The organism is Acinetobacter sp. V115_6 (assembly GCF_031799025.1).
GTDB lineage: Bacteria > Pseudomonadota > Gammaproteobacteria > Pseudomonadales > Moraxellaceae > Acinetobacter > Acinetobacter pittii.
In genome coordinates this window covers 1-22,129 of record NZ_JAVQNO010000016.1, presented here as the reverse complement: position 1 = coordinate 22,129, position 22,129 = coordinate 1, and the positions used below count along the sequence as shown (strand labels likewise).

Below are 22,129 nucleotides of genomic sequence, written 5' to 3'. Positions count from 1 at the left end.
ATTTTTTTTACATCTACTCGCCATAGTACAAGGTTACAATGCCTTTTATGATTTTTTGCAAATAGCCCAATATTAGAGCCTTAAATGTCTAAACTCGCTGCTTTTGATGATCTTTTACAACAATATAAAACATTTAATTATCACGATAATCCAGTACTTGCTCAGCGTTTGCAAGATGTACAAACATGGTTAAAAGAGCGGATGAAAGATACGCATCATGACTTTTTTAATCTGCCAGCGCACAAGCTCATGTCAGAGTACTTTTTAAATCGTTTATATGGTGGCCCAGAATTTGATGCTCTTGCAGCTCAAATCGAACGCTTATTGAAATATGCGCATAAAGCAGAAAAAGTCTTGCCTGAGAATGCAATTAAAACAGGTACTAAATCAGTAAGTTTGGCTGTACTTGCAACCCAACTTGATGAGCAAGTAGCAATGCAACTTCTTGAGGACTATCCGGCAGATACAGTACTCACTGATGAAATTATGCGTTTAACCTTAATCAAGCTTGATCAGGCCGAAGCTCGTTACCAGCAACTTGCTCTTCTTGACGATTTAGGAGCAGCGCTCGATAAATACATGCGTTCATTTATGATGTTTACTGCTTTTAAAATGTGTAAAGGTATTGCCCAAAAATATCACTTCGAATTGATGTATGATTTCATTCAAGATGGTTTTAGTGCGATGAAACCGTTAAAATCGGCCGAGACCTTTATCAAGACTTTTACTGAAAAAGAACGCCAGATTATTGAAAATGTACATTCAGGGCATCCGAATCCGTTTAGAGTGTGATAAGGTCGGCACATAGAAAAACTCAACCTCGCGAAGTTGAGATTTTATTCATTATATTTGCATGATGATGCCTGTAAAAATAGACAAAATCTGTCATCATGCAGAACTTATTCCGTTTCACTTGAGTTTGAGTCTAGGAGAGACAATATGTCTAACGAAAACCAAAAGCCAACATCTCCAACTGAGCAGGCACAAAGTTCAGACAAAGTTAGCCCATTCCTAAGCTCACCTTTACCTCAAGGTACTCCTCAAGGGCAACAACAAACTTTACAGCAAACCTTAACAGACACACCTGTGAATGGTTCTGTACCTAAATACAATTTACCTCGTGGTGCTGGTAATACTGGCAACGTTGGTGAAACAACACACTTCGGTTACTCAACCGTTAGAACTGAAGATAAAGCACAAAAAGTTGCAGAAGTTTTCCACTCAGTTGCAAGCAAATATGACTTGATGAATGACTTGATGTCATTTGGTATTCACCGTTTGTGGAAGCGTTTTGCAATTAACATGTCTGGTGTCCGCCGTGGTCAACACGTGTTAGACATTGCTGGCGGTACAGGCGACTTAGCAAAAGTATTTAGCCGTGAAGTTGGTCCGCAAGGTCATGTTGTACTTTCAGACATTAACGAATCTATGCTCAATGTTGGCCGTGACCGTCTAATTGATGCAGGCTGTACCAATGTTGACTTCGTTCTTGCCAATGCTGAAACATTAGAACCTTTTGCAGACAACAGCTTTGACCTTGTAACCATTAGCTTTGGTTTACGTAACGTGACAGATAAAGACGCAGCACTTGCTTCTATGTTCCGTGTATTAAAACCAGGTGGCCGTTTACTGATTCTTGAATTTTCTAAACCTGTATTTGAGCCATTCTCAAAACTTTATGACCTCTATTCATTCACTGCTTTACCGATTATGGGTAAATTGGTTGCAAATGACTCAGAAAGTTATAAGTATTTGGCTGAATCTATTCGTATGCATCCAGACCAACGCACCTTAAAAGGTATGATGGAAAATGCTGGCTTCCAGAACTGTGACTATCACAACCTTACTGCTGGTATCGTTGCCGTTCACCGTGGCTTCAAACTGTAAGGGATAACGATATGTGGTCGATTTTGGCACTTGGTGCAGTCGAACGTATCATTCATCATCTGATCGATTTGGATGCGGTTACTCGCATTCAGCTTAATCAGTTACAGGGCAAAATGTTGCGTGTTGTGATTGATAGCCCGCAGCTTTCTGTCGATGTGTTCTTTGACCAAGAAAAAGTACGTCTTGAACCTACCGTAACAGGTCATAGTGAAAAGCCTTCTATTTTTGAACAGCGTCCTTTTGATGCCCAATTCAAAATTTCTGAAGCAACCGCAACTTTGCATGTTAAAGATGTCGTTGAACTGATTAAATTATTGGTCAGCGATCCAGACCAGATTGGGAATATCCCGCTCCAAGGTGATTATCACCTATTACAGGATATTCAAAAAATTATGCAGCAAGCTGAACCTGATTTAGCTGCGCATTTATCAAGATGGGTGGGTCCTCAACTCGCTCATGAAATTGGCAAGATTCAACTTGCACCAAAACATTTAAAACGCTCGGTGCAAAGCCATCTGTTTTTTGCTGAAGATGCCTTAAAAGAAGATAGCGGCCTATTCGCCCCTCGCTGGGAAATGGATGACTTAACTCAAGCAACTCGCAAGCTTAATCAAGACATTGACCGTCTTGAAGCAAGATTGCAGCAACTCAATGCACAACTACAACCCTCTCAAGACTAGGTAAGACTTTATATGATTCCGCACGTTTCACGTTTACTCGAACTTTGGCGTATTGCAGCGCACTATAGACTCGATACGTTGTTCCCTGCGGATGAATTACCAGTTAAAGCTCAGCATGCATTAAATATTATTAAAATGCATCCAGCTGCATGGTCGAGTCGTGAACGTAAAAATCCTTTAAAGCTTAAAGAAGCTTTAGAAGATATGGGACCACTTGCAATCAAGCTTGGTCAATTACTGTCTACTCGCCGTGACCTAATTCCACCTGAGGTACTCGCTCAACTGGTTTTACTTCAAGATCAAGTAAAACCTTTTGATGGAGATGTTGCCAAACAACGTATTCAAGATTCGTTAAAAGCTGACGTTAATACATTGTTTGCTCGCTTTGATGACCAGCCATTAGCTGCTGCATCAATTGCCCAAGTGCATACTGCTGCATTGCATGATGGTCGCGAAGTCGTTGTTAAAGTGACTCGCCCTGATATTCGCAATCAAATCTTACAAGATTTTGAGATTTTGGCATGGTTAGGCAATACCTTAGAAAGCCGCCTTGAAGCTGCTCGTGCATTGCATCTCACCGAAATTATTCAAGACTACCGCCAGATCATTTTAAATGAACTGGACTTGAGTATTGAGGCAGATAACACACGTCGTATGCGCCATTACTTTACTGGCTCAACTATGATGTATGTGCCAGAAGTCTACATGGACACCAAAGATGTCATGGTGGCTGAGCGCATTACTGGTGTGCCTATTTCAGATACGGCAACCTTTGACCGTCTAGGCATGGACCGCGCACAACTTGCAGAAAAAGGATTAACCATTTTCTTTACGCAAGTCTTCCGCGATAACTTTTTCCATGCCGACATGCATCCTGGTAATGTTTTTGTAGAAACCATTAATCCAAACAATCCACGTTTTATTGCGTTGGACTGTGCGATTATGGGTGAGCTATCTAAACACGACCAGATGACGGTTGCCCGCATGTTGCTTGCTGTCATGAACAGCAACTTTATGCAGCTTATTCAAATTGTGCATCAAGCTGGCTGGATTCCACCGGGTACAGATCAAGACGCGTTAGCACGTGAAATGCGCCGAACTGTTGGGCCAATGGTGTCTAAACCAATGGATCAACTTGATTTTGCGGGTATCTTAATTCAAGTGATGGACATTGCTCGTCGCTTCCATTTAGAAATCCCACCACAGCTCATGCTGCTACTCAAAACTTTAGTGCATGTAGAAGGCTTAGGGACTGACCTTTATCCGCAGCTCGACATCTGGAAATTGGCAAAACCAATTTTGACGGAATGGGTCAAATCCAACATGAACCCAGTCAAAAATGTAAAAGAGCTCGGCCAGCAATTACCTGATCTGCTTTTAGGTGCTCAAGATTTCCCAAGCTTAATTATTGACAGCCTAAATGGTTTAAAAAATCAGTCAGCTTGGCAAGACCGTCAGTTACGTGAAATTCAGCAACTTCGTTTGCAAATGGAACACCAACAACGCCGCAGTTGGATGTTCGGTAGTAGCATGCTGATTTTACTGACTATTGCGATTATTAGTCCTTGGTTTGTCTCGATTATTCTGATTGTGCTGAGTAGTTTATTAGCACTTTGGCGCATATTGAAATAAGTTCAAAATCCCTTGCCAGTGCAAGGGATTTTTTATGGAAAAACTTTAGTTTTAAAAAAATTTATAGCTCAACTATTCATTCATTGCTAAATTGAACCCATAAATGCTTCAAAAGAATAAACAATGAAAACACCTCATTTTGCCATTATTGGTGCAGGCACGGCAGGTTTAGCCACTGCGATTTTGCTCGCCCGTGAAGGCAACCACGTTACTATTTTTGAACAAGTTGATGAGTTATCTCCAGTAGGTGCAGGTTTACTGCTACAACCTGCGGGCTTAGCCGTATTTGAGCACTTAGGTGTGCTCGACAAAGCCCTAACCTTAGGTGCGAAAGTCACAGGCTTAGAAGGACAACTTCCAGACAAGCGTCTTTTAGTGAACAGTCACTATCACGAAGCATCAGCAAATCTTTATGGTTTAGGTATACACCGTGCCACTTTATGTCATGTGCTCACTCAAAAGCTTAGTGAATATTCAAGCCAAATTACTTGGCGTATGAACCACTCTGTTGAAAGTTTTGAAGAACGTAACGATGAAATTCGGCTATTCAGTATACATAAAAACCAAAAGGTTGATGCTCGCTTTGATGCCGTACTTATTGCCAATGGTGCTCGTAGCCAATTACGCCCCAAAGCATGGGTAAAGGTTGACCAAGCTTACCCTTGGGGTGCGGCGTGGAGTATCGTGCCTGAGTGCCAAGTACTCGACTCTGAAATTCTGCATCAATTTTATGATCGCTCGAAAATTATGATGGGAATTCTTCCTACAGGAGCTATTCCAACCGAACCTCAACAACGCCTTTCAAGCGTTTTTTGGAGCTTACCTACTCCACAATTACAAAGCTTTTTACAAGATGAGCAGGCTAAACAAGCTTGGTTAAAGCAAGTCTCAGAACGTTGGCCCACAGTTGCAGAATGGCTAAAAGAGATTTTATATAACAGTCCAACTCAGCCCAAATGGCTATCTGCAAACTACCGTGATGTCGTTATGACTCAATTTGGTCAAGGTCGAATTGGGGTAATTGGCGATGCAGCTCATGCAATGAGTCCACAGTTAGGTCAAGGTGCAAATATGGCATTATTGGATGCTTGGGCTTTCTCTCAATCATTACAACATGCTCAAAAGAACCAGAATATTGATTGGTCCCTGCTCTGGCAGCACTACCACCAGCTTCGCCGTTCATCCACCCAGTTTTATCAATTTCTTAGTCGCTTATTAACACCACTTTATCAATCTGATCATTGGTGGGCTGGAGTTTTAAGAGATCTAGTTTTTCCGTGGATGTATCAAATCCCTTATTTTCGAAAAGAAATGGCAATCACAATTTCAGGCTTAAAAACAGCGCCATTCCAACAAATGGCCTATGATCAGGTTGCTCAATTACCTAAAGAAAACAGTGCATTTCATTTAGAAAGCCAATCTTTGTCTGACTATTAATCCCACCAAATAATAGTGATTAACACATGAAAATCAGCCATCTTGATCATCTTGTTTTAACTGTCTCAAATATTGAATCTACCTGTCATTTCTATCAAACCGTATTGGGGTTTGAAGTTATCACGTTTAAAGGTGATAGGAAGGCTCTAAAGTTTGGAAATCAAAAGATAAATTTACACCAGCAAGGCAACGAGTTTGAACCCAAGGCATTACAGCCAACTCCCGGATCTGCCGACTTGTGTTTTATTTCAGACACTCCCATTTCAGAAGTGGTTGCACACCTTAATCAATTAAATATTCAAATTGAAGAAGGTCCGATTGAGCGTACTGGTGCAATGCATCCTATTCTTTCAGTTTACATTCGCGATCCAGACCAAAATTTGATTGAGATTTCAAATATCCTCACGCCCTAGTCATTTGAATAAGTTACAGATTGGTAAGTGTTACAAGCTATTCATTACGCTAGCAGAGACAAAAAGGACAAAGAATTTTTCCGCAAAGCGACGTTGATGCCGTACACTATACAAGCTATTTTTTAGCATCAGATTGAAATCAATTTATAGTTCATATTTCTTTGGTGATTCCTCATGAATAACACGCAATGGCTCGATGAAGTAAAATTTAACGAACAAGGTCTTATCCCTGCCATTGCTCAACATCATCAAACCGGACGTATTTTGATGGTGGCGTGGATGAACCGTGAATCACTTGCGCTCACAGCAGAAAAAAATCAGGCGGTGTATTTCTCTCGCTCTCGCCAAAAACTTTGGCACAAGGGTGAAGAATCAGGTCATTTCCAAACAGTTTATGAAATTCGTTTAGACTGCGACGGCGATGTAATCATATTACAAGTTGAGCAACACGGCGGTATTGCATGCCATACAGGTCGTGAGTCTTGTTTCTACCGTAAACTCACCCCACAGGGCTGGGAAATTGTCGATGCACAATTAAAAGACCCTACTGCAATTTATGGTGACAAAGCCAAAACTGAAAGCCACGATCATGCTCATACTACTGAACAAGTTGATGTACTTGCTCACTTAGGGCAATTGATGCAAGAGCGTAAACAAGCTGAAGCGGATACGTCATATGTTGCAAGCCTCTACAAAAAAGGCATCAATAAAATCTTGGAAAAAGTCGGCGAAGAAAGCGTAGAAACTATTATTGCTGCGAAAGACTACGCTGCTCAAAATACAGAAAGCAATTTAAATGACTTGATTTATGAAACTGCCGATTTGTGGTTCCATAGCATTGTCATGCTGGGTTATTTCGATCTTAATCCACAACTTATTATTGACGAATTAGCTCGTCGTCAGGGTTTATCTGGTTTAGTTGAAAAAGCTAACCGCAACAAGGTTTAAAATCACTCAGTGTCGAATATCGAAAAACCTAAAGCCACCTATGAGCAAGCTATTGCCATAGATAACGGACGTCTTGGGCAATCATTTAAAGTGATTGCCTATGCGGGTACAGGTAAAACTACTACGTTACAAATGATTAGCGATGCCATGCCTGAACGGCGCGGTATGTATTTGGCTTTTAACAAAGCCATTGCTGGTGAAGCACAAAACAAATTTCATCGTAATGTAGACTGCCGGACTTTTCACTCACTCGCGTTTCGCAGTGTGCCACGAGGTGTGACTGATAAATTACGCTTACCTCGCTTAAGTCCAAGCTTTATTGCCAAAGAATATCGACTAGAACCTATTACTTTACGACGCATGATGGGTGGACGTTATGAAAAATACGTCTTAATGCCAAGTCGCCTCGCAAGCCTTGTCGCTAATGCTGTCAGCTATTTCTGTTCAACCAGTTCTCAATACCCTGCTCCTCGACATATTCAGGCACCAAACTGGTTACATCCAGACGATATTACCGAGCTACAAACTCATCTTTACCCTGCTGTTGAACGCCGCTGGTTAGAGTCGATCGACCCAAATCATCAAGCAGGAATTGGTCACGATATTTACCTCAAACTTTGGGCATTGTCTGAACCGAACATTCCAGCCGATTATGTACTATTTGATGAAGCACAAGATGCCGATCCTTTAATGTTGGGCATTTTGCTTCGTCAAAAAAATACTCAGGTTATCTATGTTGGCGATGCACATCAGCAAATCTACGCGTGGCGTGGTGCAATTAATGCCATGCAGCAATTACCATTGCCAGAGTCTCGCCTCACCACTTCTTTTCGTTTTGGTGAAACGATTGCCGATGTTGCCAATGCATTGCTGGGCGGCTTAAATGAAACTGTTCCTCTGCTTGGTAATCCAAACCAGAAATCAAGTGTTGTAAATAAACCACACACTAAAATGCGTGATGCGATTTTGTGCCGCACCAATGCTCGTGCAATGGAACTTTTATTAGCTGGTTTAGTTCACGGCGATAAAGTGAGTTTGCAGGCTGACCATCAAAAACTAAACCGTTTTGTAGATGCCGCAAGCCTCTTAAAGCAAGGAAAACGGGTTACTGATGTACCTGAATTAGCATGGTTTAATTCATGGCATGATGTCCATGAATACTGTGAAACTAATGAAGGTAGTGATATTAAGCCATTGGTTAAACTTGTCGATGACCACGGCACCGACCCACTAAAAAAAGCGCTTGCAAAGATTACACCACTTGAGCAAGCTGACTACGTCATCTCTACAGCCCATAAAGCGAAAGGCTTAGAATGGAACCGCGTTCATATTGAAGATGACTATCAATTTAAAATTAATGGGTTAGAACACAAGATTACCGATGAAGAATTAAGATTACTGTACGTTGCCTGTACTCGTGCTAAAGTAAGTCTAAATATCCATCATCTTTATGATCTGATACAACAATTAAAACTAAGGGCGCCTTTAAGTCTTCGTCAGTCGGTTGGTTGAAGCGCTCATATTTAGGTGAGCCTATGAAACTTGAATCTGTCCAATTTAAACATATTGCTCTGTTTCACGACCTTAAAATACACTTTCACTATGAAAAACAGCCAATCACCTTAATTTTAGGTGAACAGGCAACTGGTAAAAGTATGTTACTCAAACATACTTACCATGCTTTAACTTGGCTCCCTGCTCGCCTTAAAGATTTGCGTAGTCCCGGTATTGTCATGCCTGATCAAGACATTACTCAGTCGCGTCTACAATCAAAAATTGAAGTGACCATTCAAGTTCCTTCTGAAATTGGCCATTTACCGGAAAGCACCTCTGCTCAGCAGGTAGATTCTTCGCTGTGTAGCTGGAAACTTTTTAAAACCCTAAATGCAAGTGGGATTGGAGTGAGCCAAGTTGAAACTCAGCAACTTGACCAAACCATGGCTCTTTATCAACAAGTCATAAAAAAAGATCCATTACAAGGACTTCCCTTAATCGCTTACTACCCAGCCGAGCGATTTGTAAATGATATTAATCTGCTTAATAAAAATTTACCTGGCATTACTCAAGCCATTTCAGCCTATGACATCAGCCCACTACCGTTTACAACTTTTACACGCTTTTTTGAATGGCTACGAGAAATCAGTGATATTGAAAATGCTCAAGCTGCATATCTAGTACAACGAATTAGATCTAAACAGTCAGATCAGCAAGATCAAACAGAATTATTAAATGAGCTCCAAAAAGAGTTATCAGGACAACCTAAACAGCTCACTTCACCCAATCTCTACGCCCTCAAGAATGCATTGAATATCGTTTTGCCTGAGCTTAAAGACCTCTATCTACAGTATCAGCCTCGACTACAACTCATGGTCGACTATGAAGATCAAACTTTACCTTTTCAGCAACTTTCAAATACAACAAAAACTTGGATTGCTTTAGTAGGCGATATAGCCCGGCGACTCTGTTTACTCAATCCTTTAAGCCTAAACCCTTGCCTTGAGGGGGATGGCGTTTTACTCATTGACCAGATTGATGCACAGCTCGACTCGACTCATTGCTCCGAGATCTTAAATCGACTTCATCAAGCATTCCCTTGCCTACAAATTATTGCAACAGGAAGTCGTGAAGAACTACTCGAACATGCCTCGACCTATCAATGTCTAAAATTAGAGCATGGTAAAATTAGCCATCTGGACCTAAATACGACCAAGCAACAGCTTGAACATATCTATACCTTACTTCAAAGAAGCGAACCTTTAACACCCTCTATAGAAGCACAGCCTCCGAGCTTAATAGACCCAACACCAGCACAGATTGAGGTTTTATTTCAGCAGATTCAGGGTTTGAATGAACAACAGAAAAATGAATTATTAAGAATGATTCATGCGGGAGACACACCGGAAGAGAGCCCCTCGGTTTGAGTTTTATAATCAAAAAACTGCACTCACAAAATATATGGTGGAATACGGTTTTTTAAGTACTCAAATAACTAGATGTTGTTACTACATGTAATAACATCAGATTTTCAATGCTTTTTTAGTGTACAATAAATTTCATTTTGCGTTTTTATTCTTCAAGTTGCGCAATACAACTTGTTTCTCGCTTTATTTTCTAATTTGGTTGGGTTTTCGGAATAATAAGCTTTGGAACTCTCTTTGAATTCCTATCTATTCTGAAATTAAAATTTCACCTTTAGGTTTCGGCCTAAATCACATATGGATACGAGTGTGCTACCGATAATTATCTTATTACCGTTAATATTAGGCACCACCCTTGTTTCATTGCTTCAACGGTTCTCGCGTGGAGTAACGGCTTTAGGGGCAATTGGAGTCAGTTTAACCAGTTTTGGTTTATTACTGACTCAAGCTAAAACTGTGCTTGGTGGTGCAAGCATTCAACAAAGTTGGGATTGGTTACCTCAATTAGGGATTAATCTAAGCTTCAGGCTCGATGCTCTTGGTTTATTATTTTCTCTTCTTATTACCGGTATCGGTACACTCATTTATATATACGCCTATTATTATTTAGGCCCTAAAAATTCATTAAGTAAACTCTATACGTTACTCATGCTGTTTATGGCAGCAATGCTGGGTATTTCGCTCTCTAATAATCTTATTATTTTATTAGTCTTTTGGGAGCTCACCAGTATTTCATCTTTCTTGTTAGTGGGTTATTGGAGCCATTATGAAGCTGCTCAACGTGGCTCTCGGATGGCGCTTACTATTACAGGGATGGGTGGTTTAGCAATGCTAGGTGGATTTGTTCTCTTGGGACAAATCACTGGGACCTATGAAATTAGCGAAATCATGGGCATGAAAGATGCAATCCAAGCTCACACTCTTTTTATTCCAATGTTATTGCTTATTTTGCTTGGCGCATTTACGAAGAGTGCTCAGTTTCCATTTCATTTTTGGTTACCTAACGCAATGGCGGCACCCACACCAGTGTCTGCTTACCTACACTCTGCGACCATGGTAAAAGCCGGGATTTTTCTACTTGCCCGCTTACTTCCAATCTTTATAGGCGCTGCGATCTATCACAATATCGTTACGTTTGTCGGCTTATTTACGCTCTGTATGGCAGCGTGTTTTGCCATTTTCAAAGAAGATTTAAAAGGACTGTTAGCCTATTCAACCATTAGTCATTTAGGGCTTATTGTTTGTTTACTTGGGATCGGTTCTCCTTTAGCGGTTGCCGCTGCTATTTTCCATATTATTAACCATGCAACATTTAAAGCAGCGCTGTTTATGCTTGCAGGGATTATTGATCATGAAACTGGCACACGTGATCTTCGAAAACTCAGTGGTATTTGGCAATTACTTCCTTTCACTGCCACACTCACCATGATCACCGCTGCCTCTATGGCAGGTGTACCACTTACCAACGGCTTTATTTCTAAAGAGATGTTCTTTACCGAGCTATTGGCAAATCTTTCAGGCTCAACGGTTATCTTTGCCAGTATCATTGCAACTCTGGCTGGTATCTTTGCAGTAAGTTATTCAATTCGCTTAGTGCATGGTGTGTTCTTTGACGGTCCAATCGGTAAACAAGTGCCAAATAAAGATGCACATGAGCCACCAATGGGGATGCGTGCTCCAGCCATTCTTCTTGCTGTACTCTGTATCTTGGTCGGCATTCTGCCTTCGTTATTGGTAGAACCACTGGTCAATAGCGTAACTAGAGCAAGCTTAATGCAACCAGAATTTGCAGGTACACACCTTGCAATTTGGCATGGATTCAACGCTCCTCTTGTGATGAGTATTATTGCTTTAGTGGGCGGTACGCTGTTCTACTTTGCTTTAGCAAAAGACGGCATGATTCGTAAAATTGACCTTGATCCGCGCCTAGGTAGATTACAAGGCCGCATCTTATTTGATTTATTTTTAAAACATCTGTTGCTGACAAGCCGAAAAATCAAACAAAAAACTGAAAATGGCTCATTGCAAAGTTATTTGTTCTGGATCATCGCTTTTAGCATCATCATAGTGACAATGCCTTTACTCAATCAAGGACTGAGCACAGGTACACGTGAACTCACCCATGCTCCATGGATTGCTGTAGTTCTTTGGCTGACGTTGTTCTCAGGCTGTTGGATGATGCTCTGGTTCCATCATGAACGTATTAAGGCGGTACTTATTAGTGGTGCAATTGGTCTAGTTGTAACGATGGTATTCGTTACTATGTCAGCACCAGACTTAGCACTGACTCAAATTACAGTAGATGTAGTAACCACTGTTCTCTTACTAATGAGCTTATCGTTACTTCCACAGCTAACACCGTATGAGTCTCTTCGCTCTAGACGTTTAAGAGATGCAGCTTTAGCAATTATTGGAGGTTTAGGAATTGGTTGGATTACGTGGCTCATTTTAACCCGTGATCACAATTCGATTTCTTGGTTCTTTGCCCAACAGTCTCTACCACTTGGTGGTGGCTCAAATATTGTAAATGTCATTTTAGTTGACTTCCGTGGCTTCGATACCTTCGGTGAAATTACAGTATTAGGCATCGCTGCGATTGGTGCTCTATGTCTTATGGATGGTATGCGTGTACATGGCACAACCATGACGCAAGGTCTCACCTACCGTTTTAATCCATCTCCGCTTATGTTCCGTATTACAGCCTCTTGGGTATTACCACTAGCGCTTGTGGTCAGTGTTTATATCTTTTTGCGAGGACATAACTATCCAGGCGGTGGCTTCATTGCAGGTCTAATCACCTCAATGGCGCTAATCATTCAATATATTGCACTAGGTCAAGATCAAGCAGAACAGCTGTTAAAAGCGAAGTCTGGCCGCCTTTACGAAGTCTGGATTGGCATAGGATTAACGATTGCAGGTCTGACTGGTATAGCAGCATGGTTCTGGTTACGTCCGTTCCTCACCAGTGCTCATGTCTATGTTGAATTACCAATTCTAGGAAAACTACATCTAGCTTCAGCTGCAAGTTTTGACTTGGGTGTTTATATCACCGTTGTAGGCGCGACAATGTTGCTCATCTCTGTATTAGGCGACTCTCGTCATTCGAGTATGTCCGGTCCAGTACCACATCGGGAGGAATCATCATGATCAGTTTAGAATTTTTATTGGCTTCTGCTATTGGTTTACTTGTTGCCACAGGTATTTATCTGATTTTACGTGCTCGTACTTTCCCTGTTGTGCTTGGATTGGCTGTAATCGGCTATGCAGTAAACCTATTTTTATTTGCTATGGGTCGATTACAAATCAGCTCACCGGCAATTTTAACTGAAACAACAAAAATAACCGATCCACTTCCTCAAGCGCTGGTGTTAACTGCTATCGTGATCGGTTTTGCAACTACAGCGTTTATTGTGCAACTAGCGCTACGTAGCCGTTATGAGTCAGGTAGTGATCATGTTGATGCTAAAGAAGATGCTTCCCCAACATACGACCCACGTGAGGATGAGCCGTGATGTTTGATTTTTTATCTTTTTGGCAACAACACACGCCTATTTTTAGCATTCTCATCCCAGCGTTTACTGCTTTTATCTTATTATTGTTAGGTAACCCTGGGGCAGGTGCTTTAAAAGATGACTGGCGCCAGCCTTGGCGTCGTGGCATTAGTCTTGTTTCAGCAATTTCCGGATTAATTACAGCTATTGTTTATCTTAGTTACGCCAGCACGGGTCAAATTACTGTTTACCAACTAAGTGAATGGTCAGCGCCATTTGGTATTGTGCTTGTACTTGATCGTCTTTCAGCCTTTATGCTGGCACTGACCTATGCATTAGCAGTACCAGTTCTATGGTATGCAAGCGACAATTGGGACACCCGTGGTCGCTATTTCCATGCCATGGTACATTTTCTATTAATGGGGATCTGTGGAGCATTTCTAACAGGCGACTTATTTAACCTTTTCGTCTTTTTTGAAATCCTGTTGATGGCTTCGTATGTGTTGCTCTTACATGGACAAGGCAAACCTCGTTTTCAGCTTGGTGTTCACTATGTCATTATCAATCTTTTAGCCTCTGCCCTCTTCTTAATTGGGCTTGGTATGATTTATGGCAGCGTGGGTAGCCTCAACATGGCGGATGTCTCACGCCTTATACCGACACTCGAAGCAGATCAACACAAATTAGCAGTCGCTGGTTCCTTACTTCTTTTTGTTGTCTTCGGTATTAAAGCAGCAATGCTTCCTGTCGGTTTTTGGCTACCAAAAACTTATGCCGTTGCAAGTACGCCTGTAGCTGCGATTTTCACCATCATGACTAAAGTCGGGATCTATTCTATTTTACGTGTAAATGGAACAGTATTTGACGATGCACTTAGTCAAGAAATCTTAAAAAGCTGGTTACTCCCTATTGGCTTAATTACTTCACTCTATGGTGTGATTGCCGCAATTGGGGCAGATCGTTTACGTCGCTTTGTCGGCTTTATGGTCCTTTCTTCAATTGGCACCTTGCTTACAGCAATTGCCATGTCTAATACACAGGCATGGTCTGGCGCTTTATATTACTTAGTACACAGTACATTGATCGGAGCAGCTTTTTATCTATTTTGTGGATGGATCACTTCACAACGTGGAGATTTTAAAGATCATTTAAAAGTTGCACCAAGAATTAAACAAGAAAAAGCGGCTATGCTGACTTATTTCTTGATTGCGATGATGATGGCTGGATTACCACCTTTTAGTGGTTTTCTTGGAAAAGTATTCATTTTACAAGCGACAGTTGAAGCTAGTTATCAAGGCTGGATTATTGGTGTTGTGCTTGTTGTGAGCCTATTAAGTATTATTGCTCTCACACGTGTTGGTTTTATCTTATTCTGGCGCGCTACTCCTCCAGAAGAAGATCCAATCCAGCCAGCTTATGTTCTTTATCGTGCTTTACCGGAACGCGCACCGCCACGTAACGATCAAGTCATTTATCTATTACTGGCTGGTTTAATCGCTTATGTTGTTTTTGCTGCACCAATTCAGCATTACACATTAAGCACCGCACAACAGATCCAAGACCATGCGCTTTACCAACACTCTATTCTTAAAGTAGATCAAAACGGTGAGGTCATCAGTGTACAGCCATATGACCCAAGTTACTTACCGGAAACGAAGTATGGCGGTGAGGTTGAAGATCATAATGCTTATCTTGTTCCAGATATTATTTCGAAAGATACGCTCAATGGCGAACATATTTCTGAATATAAACAACGACAAATTCAGCAACAGGACAAACTCCAAACGCCTACCATTGTTGATGAAAGTCAATTGAAACCTATGGAGCCATAACAATGCAGTTATCTCATTTGCTTGAACGCTGGTTTCCACATCCATTTGTTTCTGTTCTCATCATTTTATTTTGGTTGATGCTGGCGCATAGTCTGGATGCGAGTGATCTTTTGACTGCTATGCTTTTGGGCTTAATTATCCCTCGCTTAGTCAAACCGTTTATTACTCGCACACCGCATATTCACTGGAAACCTGCGGTTAAACTATGTTTTGTGGTTCTTTGGGATATTATTATTTCTAACTTTAAGGTCGCAAAACTTGTTTTGGGACCTACTAAAAAATTACATCCTAAATGGTATCGCGTACCTTTAGAAACAGAACATGAGCAGGTTAATACCTTACTGGCAATGATCATTACCACAACACCAGGTACAGTTTCTGCAGGTATCGATCAAGAACGTGGGGATATTCTGGTTCATGCTTTAAGCACGGATAATACTGAATCTGATATTCAAGACATCAAACAACGTTATGAAATTCCTCTTATGGAAATTTTTGATGTGAAAAGTAAAACGGAGGCAAGTGCATGACAATCCTACCCTATGCTCTAGGTATTAGCTTGATTGCCATTACAATCTCGATGCTACTTTGCCTTTTTAGACTGGTTATGGGGCCTTCAATTGTAGACCGCCTTTTAGCGCTCGATACGCTTTTCCTCAATGCAACTTGCCTGATTGTTGTGTTAGGCATTTATTGGATGACGACTTCTCTATTTGAAGGAGCACTGCTGGTTGCGATGCTAGGTTTCGTATCTACAGCTGCCTTAGCACGCTACTTCACAACCGGTCATGTTATCGATTAAGGAGAGGTCAAATGCAATTTACAATGGAAATTATTGTTTCGGTCTTTCTGGTTTTTGGTGCCTTCTTCATGTTAGTTGGCTCAATCGGTATGGTCCGTTTACCCGACTTATTCATGCGCTTACACGCACCAACTAAATCGAGTACGCTTGGCTTAGGAAGCTTTCTGATCGCTTCAATGATCTTTTTTGCTTTCCAAGGGCGGTTCGGTTTTGCTGAGCTACTCATTACCCTTTTAGCTTTCATTACCGCGCCGGTTTCAGCTAATTTAATTGCTCAAGCTGCGCTACATTTACGTTTACGCTCACTGAGTGGTGAAGTACCTGAAGCTATTGAACGTCCTCTACCTTGGGATCGTTATAAAATTGGCCAGCGCTTTTCACAAAACAAACCACCAATGGAACCTCCTAAAGAATAAAAAATTGAATCAATAAAAAAAGCCACCCGAAGGTGGCTTTTTTTATTTTGAGTTTTAATTACTCTTCATCATCTGACTTACGTTCTGGTAAATCTTGTACCGCTTTTTCGATTAGACCAAACATATAGTTACCATATGCATTCGTCTTATCGTAATGGAAACGTAAGCGAGGCGTAATACGAGTCTTAATGCGACGGCTCAATTCATGACGCAAGAAACCAGAAGCTTTATTTAATACATCTAAAGTTTCTTTATTTGCTGCTTCACTTTGCTCATCACCTAGTTCACGTCCCATAACAGTGACATAAACTTCAGCATAACCCATATCCGCACTGACTTTCACCGCAGAGATGGTCACTAGACCACCTAAGCGAGGATCTTTAAGCTCTTGACGGATTAGATCAGACAACTCACGTTGTACTGAATCCGCCATGCGCTTTAAGCGTTGGCTACCCGCCATTAAAGACTCCGTTTAATCAATTGAACATCATACACTTCGATCTTATCTTGTGGTTTGATGTCTTTATAACCTTTCACTGCAAGGCCACATTCCATACCAGCACGAACTTCATCAACAACGTCTTTATAACGACGAAGAGATTCAAGCTCACCTTGGAAAATTACAACATCATCACGTAATACGCGAATCGGTTTATTACGATGTAATGTGCCTTCAAGTACCATACAGCCTGCTGCTGCACCAAACTTACTTGAGTGGAATACTTCACGTACTTCCGCAACACCCAAGATTGTTTCACGATGTTCAGGAGCAAGCTTACCGCTCATGGCATCTTTCACATCATCAATCAATTCATAGATGATGCTGTAGTAACGAATATCGATACCATCTTGGTCACTTCTCTGACGAGCAGTAGTATCTGCACGAACGTTAAAGCCTAATAATACAGCTTCTGAAGATTCAGCAAGAATCACATCAGACTCGGTAATCGCACCAACACCTGAGCTAATTACACGAACTTTTACTTCATCAGTAGATAATTCATGTAGAGCTGCATTCAATGCTTCTAAAGTACCACGTACGTCTGTTTTCAAAACAACGTTCACTGTAGGAACATCTTTTTTGCCCATTGACGACATGATATTTTCAAGGCGCATTGCACTTTGACGATCAATACGTTTTTGACGCTCACGGTCAGCACGAGCATCGGCAACTTCACGCGCTTTCTTCTCGTCATTTACAACAAGAACTTCATCACCCGCCATTGGAGCATCTGGAAGACCCAGAATTTCTACTGGAATAGATGGTCCTGCTGATTTAATCGGCTTACCGTTTTCATCAGACATTGCACGGACACGACCATAAGATGAACCTGCAAGAACAAGGTCACCAATGTTTAATGTACCGTTTTGAACAAGAATTGAAGTTACTGCACCACGGCCTTTATCTACACGTGCTTCAATAACAACACCTTGCGCAGCACCTTCAGCAGATGCTTTTAATTCCATCAATTCTGATTGAATAAGAATTAAATCAAGGAGTTCATCAATACCTTGTCCGCTGTGTGCAGAAACTTTAGCAATCGGAACATCACCACCCCATTCTTCTGGAACGATTTGTTTCGTTGTTAATTCATTTAACACACGGTCTGGATCAGCAGATTCTTTATCCATTTTGTTGATTGCAACAATAATTGGAGTACCTGCTGCACGAGCATGGTCAATTGCTTCTGCAGTTTGTGGCATTACACCGTCATCTGCAGCAACAACTAATACAACGATATCTGTTGCTTTAGCACCACGTGCACGCATTGAAGTAAATGCCGCATGTCCCGGTGTATCAAGGAATGTAATAATTCCTTTGTCTGTTTCAACGTGATATGCACCAATATGCTGGGTAATACCACCTGCTTCCCCAGCCGCTACTTTCGAACGACGGATACGGTCAAGCAATGATGTTTTACCATGGTCAACGTGACCCATAATGGTAACAACTGGCGGACGAGTTGTTTGCTCACCACGAGCTTCTTCAGCTGCTTCAAGCAAGTTATCTTCCGCTTGTGTATCAGAAACTAAAACAGGGTTGTGGCCCATTTCTTCTACAACAAGTGCCGCTGTGTCTTGATCAATAGCTTGATCTTGATTAACCAATTCACCCATTTTCATAAGTGTTTTGATAACTTCACGTACTTTAATCGCCATTTTTTGAGCAAGATCGGCAACAACAATGCTTGAACCGATTTCTACATCATAAACTTGCTTTTTAACTGGCTTTTCAAATCCATGCTTATTCGCTTGGCTTGATTTTAAACCACGTTTGTTATGGTTAACAAAGCTTTGCTCTTCTTGACCACGACGACCACCTTTCTTCCCAGCACGTGGGTTAGTGGTTGCGCCACCGCGTTTAATTTCACGGTCTTCTTGCTTAAATGAATCTTCATAAGCTTGGCCAACTAGACCTGAAGCAAGTGGAGAATCATCAATCACACGAATTGTCGTAGTAGCATCGTCATTTGAATACTTAGACGCCATTTTGCGCATTTGTTCAAGTGTACGTTGCTGAGCTTCTTCAGCTGCTTTACGACGTGCAGCTTCTTCAGTTGCTTTTAACTGAGCTGACTGCTCTTCACGAGCTCTTTTCTGTTCTGGAGTTTCAGCTGGTTTTGGTGCAGGTTTTACTGTACCACCACCACGCTTTTTCACTACAACAGCAGCTTTTGGAGCTGTCTGTGCAGCACTATCTTGTTGATGAGCAGCACGCATCGCATCTAAAGTTGCTTTAGCTTTTTGCTCTGTTTGAAGACGCGCTTTTTGCTCGGCAGTTTCACGCGTTTGCTGTTCTACACGTGCTTTAGCTTCAGCTTCTGCACGTGCTTTAGCTTCAGCTGCAATTTGTTCAGGGTTTGGTTTAGCAAAAACCTGTTTTTTACGTACTTCTACGTTAATCGTTTTTGCTTTACCTGAAGTACTTGCAACTTTAGCGGTACTGGTTGTTTTACGTTTCAACGCAATTTTTCCTGTGTTACCACTTTCCTGACCATGAACTTTTTTCAAGTGATTGACCAAAGTATCCTGTTGTTCAGTGGTAATAATGTCGTCTGCTGTACGTTGAGGCAAACCTGCTTCACGAGCCTGTTCTAGGAGCTTCTCAACAGGACGTCCTACACTGAGAGCTAACTCTTTAATCGACTTGTCCGTCATATTTCATCTCCTAGTTAAACCATGATTCGCGAGCTTTCATGATCAATTGACCTGCTTTTTCATGACCAAGTCCTTCAATATCAGAGATATCGTCAGTAGCTTGATCTGCCAAATCGTCGACAGTAATAATACCGCGAGCGGCAAGCGAGTAAGCGATCTCAGAAGTCATGCCTTCCATAGTGAGAAGGTCTGCGCTCGGTTCTTGAATATTTTCTTGCTGTTTCAAAGCATCAGTAAGGGCTGCTTCTTTTGCACGACTTTGCAATAACTCAACCAATTCAGCATCAAGCTCAATTTCGTCAAAAGTCTCAGCAGGAACATAAGCAATCTCTTCTAAAGAAGTGAAGCCCATTTCCACCAATGCCATTGCTAAATCTTCTTCAATATCGAGACGTGATACAAACATATCAAGATATTGCTGAGCTTCATTTTGCTGACGAGCACGATACTCTTCTTCAAGCATCATGTCGAGTTTGTAGCCAGTTAAATCAGAAGCTAAACGAACGTTTTGACCTTGAGAGCCAATCGCACGAGCTAATTGATCGCTGGTTGCAAAAATAATGTCGGCACTTCTTGCATCTTCATCAAGCACGATGCCTGAAACATCAGCTGGTTCTAATGCACTAGCAATGTATTGAGCCGGATCATCAGACCAGACCACTACATCAATACGTTCACCATTTAACTCTTGTTGTACAGCTTGAATACGCGTACCACGCATACCAATACATGCACCTACAGGGTCAATACGGTGATCATTTGTTTTCACTGCAATTTTAGCACGAACGCCCGGTTGACGTGCCGCTGCTTTAATTTCAATAATTTCTTCAGAAATTTCAGGAATTTCTTTTTTCATTAAAGCAATTAACATTTCAGGCTTAGCGCGTGATAACAACAACTGAGCGCCACGACCTTCACGGTTAACATTATATAAAATAGCGTTTACACGTTGTTTTGGACGAAGAATTTCTTTTGGAATCATCTCTTCGCGTGCAAGATAAGCTTCTGCATTGTCGCCTAAGTCGATAATGAAGCCATCTTTGGTTTGTTTTTTCACTTCACCGTAAATTAACTCACCAACTTTAGACTCATATGCATCAGCAACTAAAGCACGCTCAGCTTCACGAATTTTTTGTACAATAACTTGTTTTGCAATTTGTGCAGCAATACGACCAAACTCAATAGATTCTACTTCGAGTTCACGCACGTCACCAATTGACCATTTAGCTGGATCAACATCAGAAATTGCATCTTGGCAAGCTGGCATCTCGTGATCTTCATCTGCCACAACAGTCCATTGACGGAACGTACGGTAATCACCAGTTTTACGATCAATTTCTACACGGAGCTGAGCTTCTTCAGCATGCGTACCTTCGTAAAATCTTTTCTTCGTGGCAGCAACTAGAGCTTGTTCTAAAGCTTCGAAGATCGCTTCACGACTAACACCTTTTTCATTACTAACCGTTTCAACAACGGTAAGAATTTCGCGGCCCATAAGTCACCTACCGATTTCTTATAAAATTTAAATAAATTTAATCTTGATAGATCAAGTTTGCTTTATCGATATTGTTGCTGTCGATCACAAGCACATGCTTCCCATCAACTTCAACCTGAATTTCTTCATTTTCAAGGTCTACTGCGATAAGTTTTGCTTGAAATTTACGACGGTTTTCTACTGCTGCAATTAAACGCAAAGCAATTTGTTGTCCGATGTAGCCTTGTAACTGTTCTAGTTGAAAAAATGGACGATCCCAACCTGGTGAAGAAACTTCTAATGAATATTCACCTGAAATTGGATCATGAACATCCAACATTGCGCCAACTTGTTGTGTTACACGCACACAATCTTGTACACCAATACCACGGCCTAGTTCTACTTCACCATCTTCATTAATTACAGGCTCAGCATCTTCACTTACCGCTTTATCGATATAAATACGCAATAATGAACGTTTACCTTGTGGGAGAAACTCGATTCCCCAAAGGTCGACACCACATGCTTCCACTGCAGGAACAATTAAGTCATGCAATGCTTGGGATTTATTTGATAATTTCATTTACTCTCGTCATTCTCGTGCGATTCAATCGGTTGTTTTAACCGACACAGACCTACTATAGTGAAGCATGACTATTTGACCAATTGATGTCGACACTACACGATAGCGATACGATAACCAATAAAAAAGGGCGTTAATCGCCCCTATTTAGCACAGAAAACAATAGTCCACTGTGCAAAAAGGCCCACCTGTCTGTGAGCCTCTTTTAAGAAACTTGGTAGCGGGAGCTGGATTTGAACCAACGACCTTCGGGTTATGAGCCCGACGAGCTACCAGACTGCTCCATCCCGCATCAACGTGCAAAAATTATATACAAATATCGAAAAAAGTCAATGTAAACTTATCCAATATTCGCTTGATTAAGTTGCACCTTAATCAAATTGGTAGCGGGAGCTGGATTTGAACCAACGACCTTCGGGTTATGAGCCCGACGAGCTACCAGACTGCTCCATCCCGC

19 protein-coding genes and 1 tRNA gene are annotated in these 22,129 nt (G+C 41.3%); 15 read left to right on the top strand and 5 right to left on the bottom strand.

The annotated features are described in order from the left end of the window. The first annotated feature begins 84 nt into the window (after nucleotides 1-84). The 15 genes from RMA94_RS03330 to RMA94_RS03260 all read left to right on the top strand — a co-directional run bounded on the left by RMA94_RS03330 (nucleotide 85) and on the right by RMA94_RS03260 (nucleotide 16,456). Nucleotides 85-792, top strand: a complete 708-nt coding sequence (locus RMA94_RS03330) for an FFLEELY motif protein (protein ID WP_005079311.1) — start codon at nucleotides 85-87, stop codon at nucleotides 790-792. 147 nt (nucleotides 793-939) lie between these two features. Next, nucleotides 940-1,887: a bifunctional demethylmenaquinone methyltransferase/2-methoxy-6-polyprenyl-1,4-benzoquinol methylase UbiE gene (gene ubiE, locus RMA94_RS03325; RefSeq protein ID WP_002114829.1), complete on the top strand. Its 948-nt coding sequence runs from the start codon at nucleotides 940-942 to the stop codon at nucleotides 1,885-1,887. Nucleotides 1,888-1,898: 11 nt separating this feature from the next. Next, the gene (locus RMA94_RS03320) at nucleotides 1,899-2,567 is read left to right on the top strand and encodes an SCP2 domain-containing protein (protein WP_017481961.1); all 669 of its coding nucleotides are present in this window, start codon (nucleotides 1,899-1,901) and stop codon (nucleotides 2,565-2,567) included. Nucleotides 2,568-2,579: 12 nt separating this feature from the next. Continuing rightward, on the top strand, nucleotides 2,580-4,199 hold the full coding sequence (locus RMA94_RS03315) for an AarF/UbiB family protein (RefSeq protein WP_311081847.1): 1,620 nt from the start codon (nucleotides 2,580-2,582) through the stop codon (nucleotides 4,197-4,199). 123 nt (nucleotides 4,200-4,322) lie between these two features. Beyond that, nucleotides 4,323-5,636, top strand: a complete 1,314-nt coding sequence (locus RMA94_RS03310; RefSeq protein ID WP_311081846.1) for an NAD(P)/FAD-dependent oxidoreductase — start codon at nucleotides 4,323-4,325, stop codon at nucleotides 5,634-5,636. A gap of 26 nt (nucleotides 5,637-5,662) precedes the next feature. Next, nucleotides 5,663-6,049, top strand: coding sequence for a VOC family protein (locus RMA94_RS03305; protein ID WP_029423711.1), 387 nt, complete (start codon nucleotides 5,663-5,665; stop codon nucleotides 6,047-6,049). A gap of 174 nt (nucleotides 6,050-6,223) precedes the next feature. After that, complete coding sequence (gene hisIE, locus RMA94_RS03300; RefSeq protein WP_014208235.1) at nucleotides 6,224-6,997, top strand: bifunctional phosphoribosyl-AMP cyclohydrolase/phosphoribosyl-ATP diphosphatase HisIE; 774 nt, start codon at nucleotides 6,224-6,226, stop codon at nucleotides 6,995-6,997. A 9-nt stretch (nucleotides 6,998-7,006) separates the two neighbouring features. After that, a complete protein-coding gene (locus RMA94_RS03295) occupies nucleotides 7,007-8,509 on the top strand; it encodes a UvrD-helicase domain-containing protein (protein WP_017481956.1) in 1,503 nt (500 codons plus the stop codon). A 23-nt stretch (nucleotides 8,510-8,532) separates the two neighbouring features. Next, nucleotides 8,533-9,918 carry an AAA family ATPase gene (locus tag RMA94_RS03290; protein ID WP_311081841.1) on the top strand — a complete coding sequence of 462 codons (1,386 nt, stop codon included), beginning with the start codon at nucleotides 8,533-8,535 and terminating at the stop codon, nucleotides 9,916-9,918. A gap of 294 nt (nucleotides 9,919-10,212) precedes the next feature. Continuing rightward, the gene (locus RMA94_RS03285) at nucleotides 10,213-13,062 is read left to right on the top strand and encodes a monovalent cation/H+ antiporter subunit A (RefSeq protein WP_130625603.1); all 2,850 of its coding nucleotides are present in this window, start codon (nucleotides 10,213-10,215) and stop codon (nucleotides 13,060-13,062) included. Next, nucleotides 13,059-13,427 (top strand): Na+/H+ antiporter subunit C, encoded by a 369-nt coding sequence (locus tag RMA94_RS03280; RefSeq protein WP_002115033.1) that lies wholly within the window; start codon nucleotides 13,059-13,061, stop codon nucleotides 13,425-13,427. Before RMA94_RS03285 ends, RMA94_RS03280 begins: the two co-directional genes overlap by 4 nt. Beyond that, nucleotides 13,427-15,238, top strand: coding sequence for a monovalent cation/H+ antiporter subunit D (locus RMA94_RS03275; RefSeq protein ID WP_126645062.1), 1,812 nt, complete (start codon nucleotides 13,427-13,429; stop codon nucleotides 15,236-15,238). The genes RMA94_RS03280 and RMA94_RS03275 overlap by 1 nt, the downstream gene beginning before the upstream one ends. Before the next feature lie 2 nt (nucleotides 15,239-15,240). Next, entirely contained in the window at nucleotides 15,241-15,768 is a 528-nt protein-coding gene (locus RMA94_RS03270) for a Na+/H+ antiporter subunit E (RefSeq protein WP_004794999.1), read from the top strand. Beyond that, nucleotides 15,765-16,040 (top strand): monovalent cation/H+ antiporter subunit F, encoded by a 276-nt coding sequence (locus tag RMA94_RS03265; protein ID WP_016142368.1) that lies wholly within the window; start codon nucleotides 15,765-15,767, stop codon nucleotides 16,038-16,040. The genes RMA94_RS03270 and RMA94_RS03265 overlap by 4 nt, the downstream gene beginning before the upstream one ends. Before the next feature lie 11 nt (nucleotides 16,041-16,051). Further along, entirely contained in the window at nucleotides 16,052-16,456 is a 405-nt protein-coding gene (locus tag RMA94_RS03260; RefSeq protein ID WP_005065884.1) for a Na+/H+ antiporter subunit G, read from the top strand. Between the two features lie 58 nt (nucleotides 16,457-16,514). Here the strand turns inward: RMA94_RS03260 and RMA94_RS03255 are convergent, their stop codons facing one another. From RMA94_RS03255 to RMA94_RS03235, 5 genes are all read right to left on the bottom strand, one after another. Beyond that, a complete protein-coding gene (locus RMA94_RS03255; RefSeq protein WP_002157043.1) occupies nucleotides 16,515-16,916 on the bottom strand; it encodes a ribosome-binding factor A in 402 nt (133 codons plus the stop codon). After that, on the bottom strand, nucleotides 16,916-19,615 hold the full coding sequence (gene infB / locus RMA94_RS03250; RefSeq protein WP_002114697.1) for a translation initiation factor IF-2: 2,700 nt from the start codon (nucleotides 19,613-19,615) through the stop codon (nucleotides 16,916-16,918). Before infB ends, RMA94_RS03255 begins: the two co-directional genes overlap by 1 nt. Before the next feature lie 10 nt (nucleotides 19,616-19,625). Further along, the gene (nusA, locus tag RMA94_RS03245; RefSeq protein ID WP_002115134.1) at nucleotides 19,626-21,110 is read right to left on the bottom strand and encodes a transcription termination factor NusA; all 1,485 of its coding nucleotides are present in this window, start codon (nucleotides 21,108-21,110) and stop codon (nucleotides 19,626-19,628) included. Nucleotides 21,111-21,147: 37 nt separating this feature from the next. After that, nucleotides 21,148-21,672, bottom strand: coding sequence for a ribosome maturation factor RimP (gene rimP, locus RMA94_RS03240; RefSeq protein WP_002114922.1), 525 nt, complete (start codon nucleotides 21,670-21,672; stop codon nucleotides 21,148-21,150). A 215-nt stretch (nucleotides 21,673-21,887) separates the two neighbouring features. Further along, nucleotides 21,888-21,964, bottom strand: a tRNA-Met gene (locus RMA94_RS03235). Nucleotides 21,965-22,129 lie beyond the last annotated feature (165 nt).

What these genes read in the sequence shown, in the direction of transcription:
- RMA94_RS03280 (WP_002115033.1), top strand. Translation starts at nt 13,059, where the DNA reads ATGATCAGTTTAGAATTTTTATTGGCTTCTGCTATTGGTTTACTTGTT.
- RMA94_RS03275 (WP_126645062.1), top strand. Translation starts at nt 13,427, where the DNA reads ATGTTTGATTTTTTATCTTTTTGGCAACAACACACGCCTATTTTTAGC.
- RMA94_RS03305 (WP_029423711.1), top strand. Translation starts at nt 5,663, where the DNA reads ATGAAAATCAGCCATCTTGATCATCTTGTTTTAACTGTCTCAAATATT.
- RMA94_RS03255 (WP_002157043.1), bottom strand. Translation starts at nt 16,916, where the DNA reads ATGGCGGGTAGCCAACGCTTAAAGCGCATGGCGGATTCAGTACAACGT.
- ubiE (WP_002114829.1), top strand. Translation starts at nt 940, where the DNA reads ATGTCTAACGAAAACCAAAAGCCAACATCTCCAACTGAGCAGGCACAA.
- RMA94_RS03290 (WP_311081841.1), top strand. Translation starts at nt 8,533, where the DNA reads ATGAAACTTGAATCTGTCCAATTTAAACATATTGCTCTGTTTCACGAC.
- hisIE (WP_014208235.1), top strand. Translation starts at nt 6,224, where the DNA reads ATGAATAACACGCAATGGCTCGATGAAGTAAAATTTAACGAACAAGGT.
- RMA94_RS03270 (WP_004794999.1), top strand. Translation starts at nt 15,241, where the DNA reads ATGCAGTTATCTCATTTGCTTGAACGCTGGTTTCCACATCCATTTGTT.
- RMA94_RS03315 (WP_311081847.1), top strand. Translation starts at nt 2,580, where the DNA reads ATGATTCCGCACGTTTCACGTTTACTCGAACTTTGGCGTATTGCAGCG.
- RMA94_RS03260 (WP_005065884.1), top strand. Translation starts at nt 16,052, where the DNA reads ATGCAATTTACAATGGAAATTATTGTTTCGGTCTTTCTGGTTTTTGGT.
- rimP (WP_002114922.1), bottom strand. Translation starts at nt 21,672, where the DNA reads ATGAAATTATCAAATAAATCCCAAGCATTGCATGACTTAATTGTTCCT.
- infB (WP_002114697.1), bottom strand. Translation starts at nt 19,615, where the DNA reads ATGACGGACAAGTCGATTAAAGAGTTAGCTCTCAGTGTAGGACGTCCT.
- nusA (WP_002115134.1), bottom strand. Translation starts at nt 21,110, where the DNA reads ATGGGCCGCGAAATTCTTACCGTTGTTGAAACGGTTAGTAATGAAAAA.
- RMA94_RS03330 (WP_005079311.1), top strand. Translation starts at nt 85, where the DNA reads ATGTCTAAACTCGCTGCTTTTGATGATCTTTTACAACAATATAAAACA.
- RMA94_RS03285 (WP_130625603.1), top strand. Translation starts at nt 10,213, where the DNA reads ATGGATACGAGTGTGCTACCGATAATTATCTTATTACCGTTAATATTA.
- RMA94_RS03265 (WP_016142368.1), top strand. Translation starts at nt 15,765, where the DNA reads ATGACAATCCTACCCTATGCTCTAGGTATTAGCTTGATTGCCATTACA.
- RMA94_RS03310 (WP_311081846.1), top strand. Translation starts at nt 4,323, where the DNA reads ATGAAAACACCTCATTTTGCCATTATTGGTGCAGGCACGGCAGGTTTA.
- RMA94_RS03320 (WP_017481961.1), top strand. Translation starts at nt 1,899, where the DNA reads ATGTGGTCGATTTTGGCACTTGGTGCAGTCGAACGTATCATTCATCAT.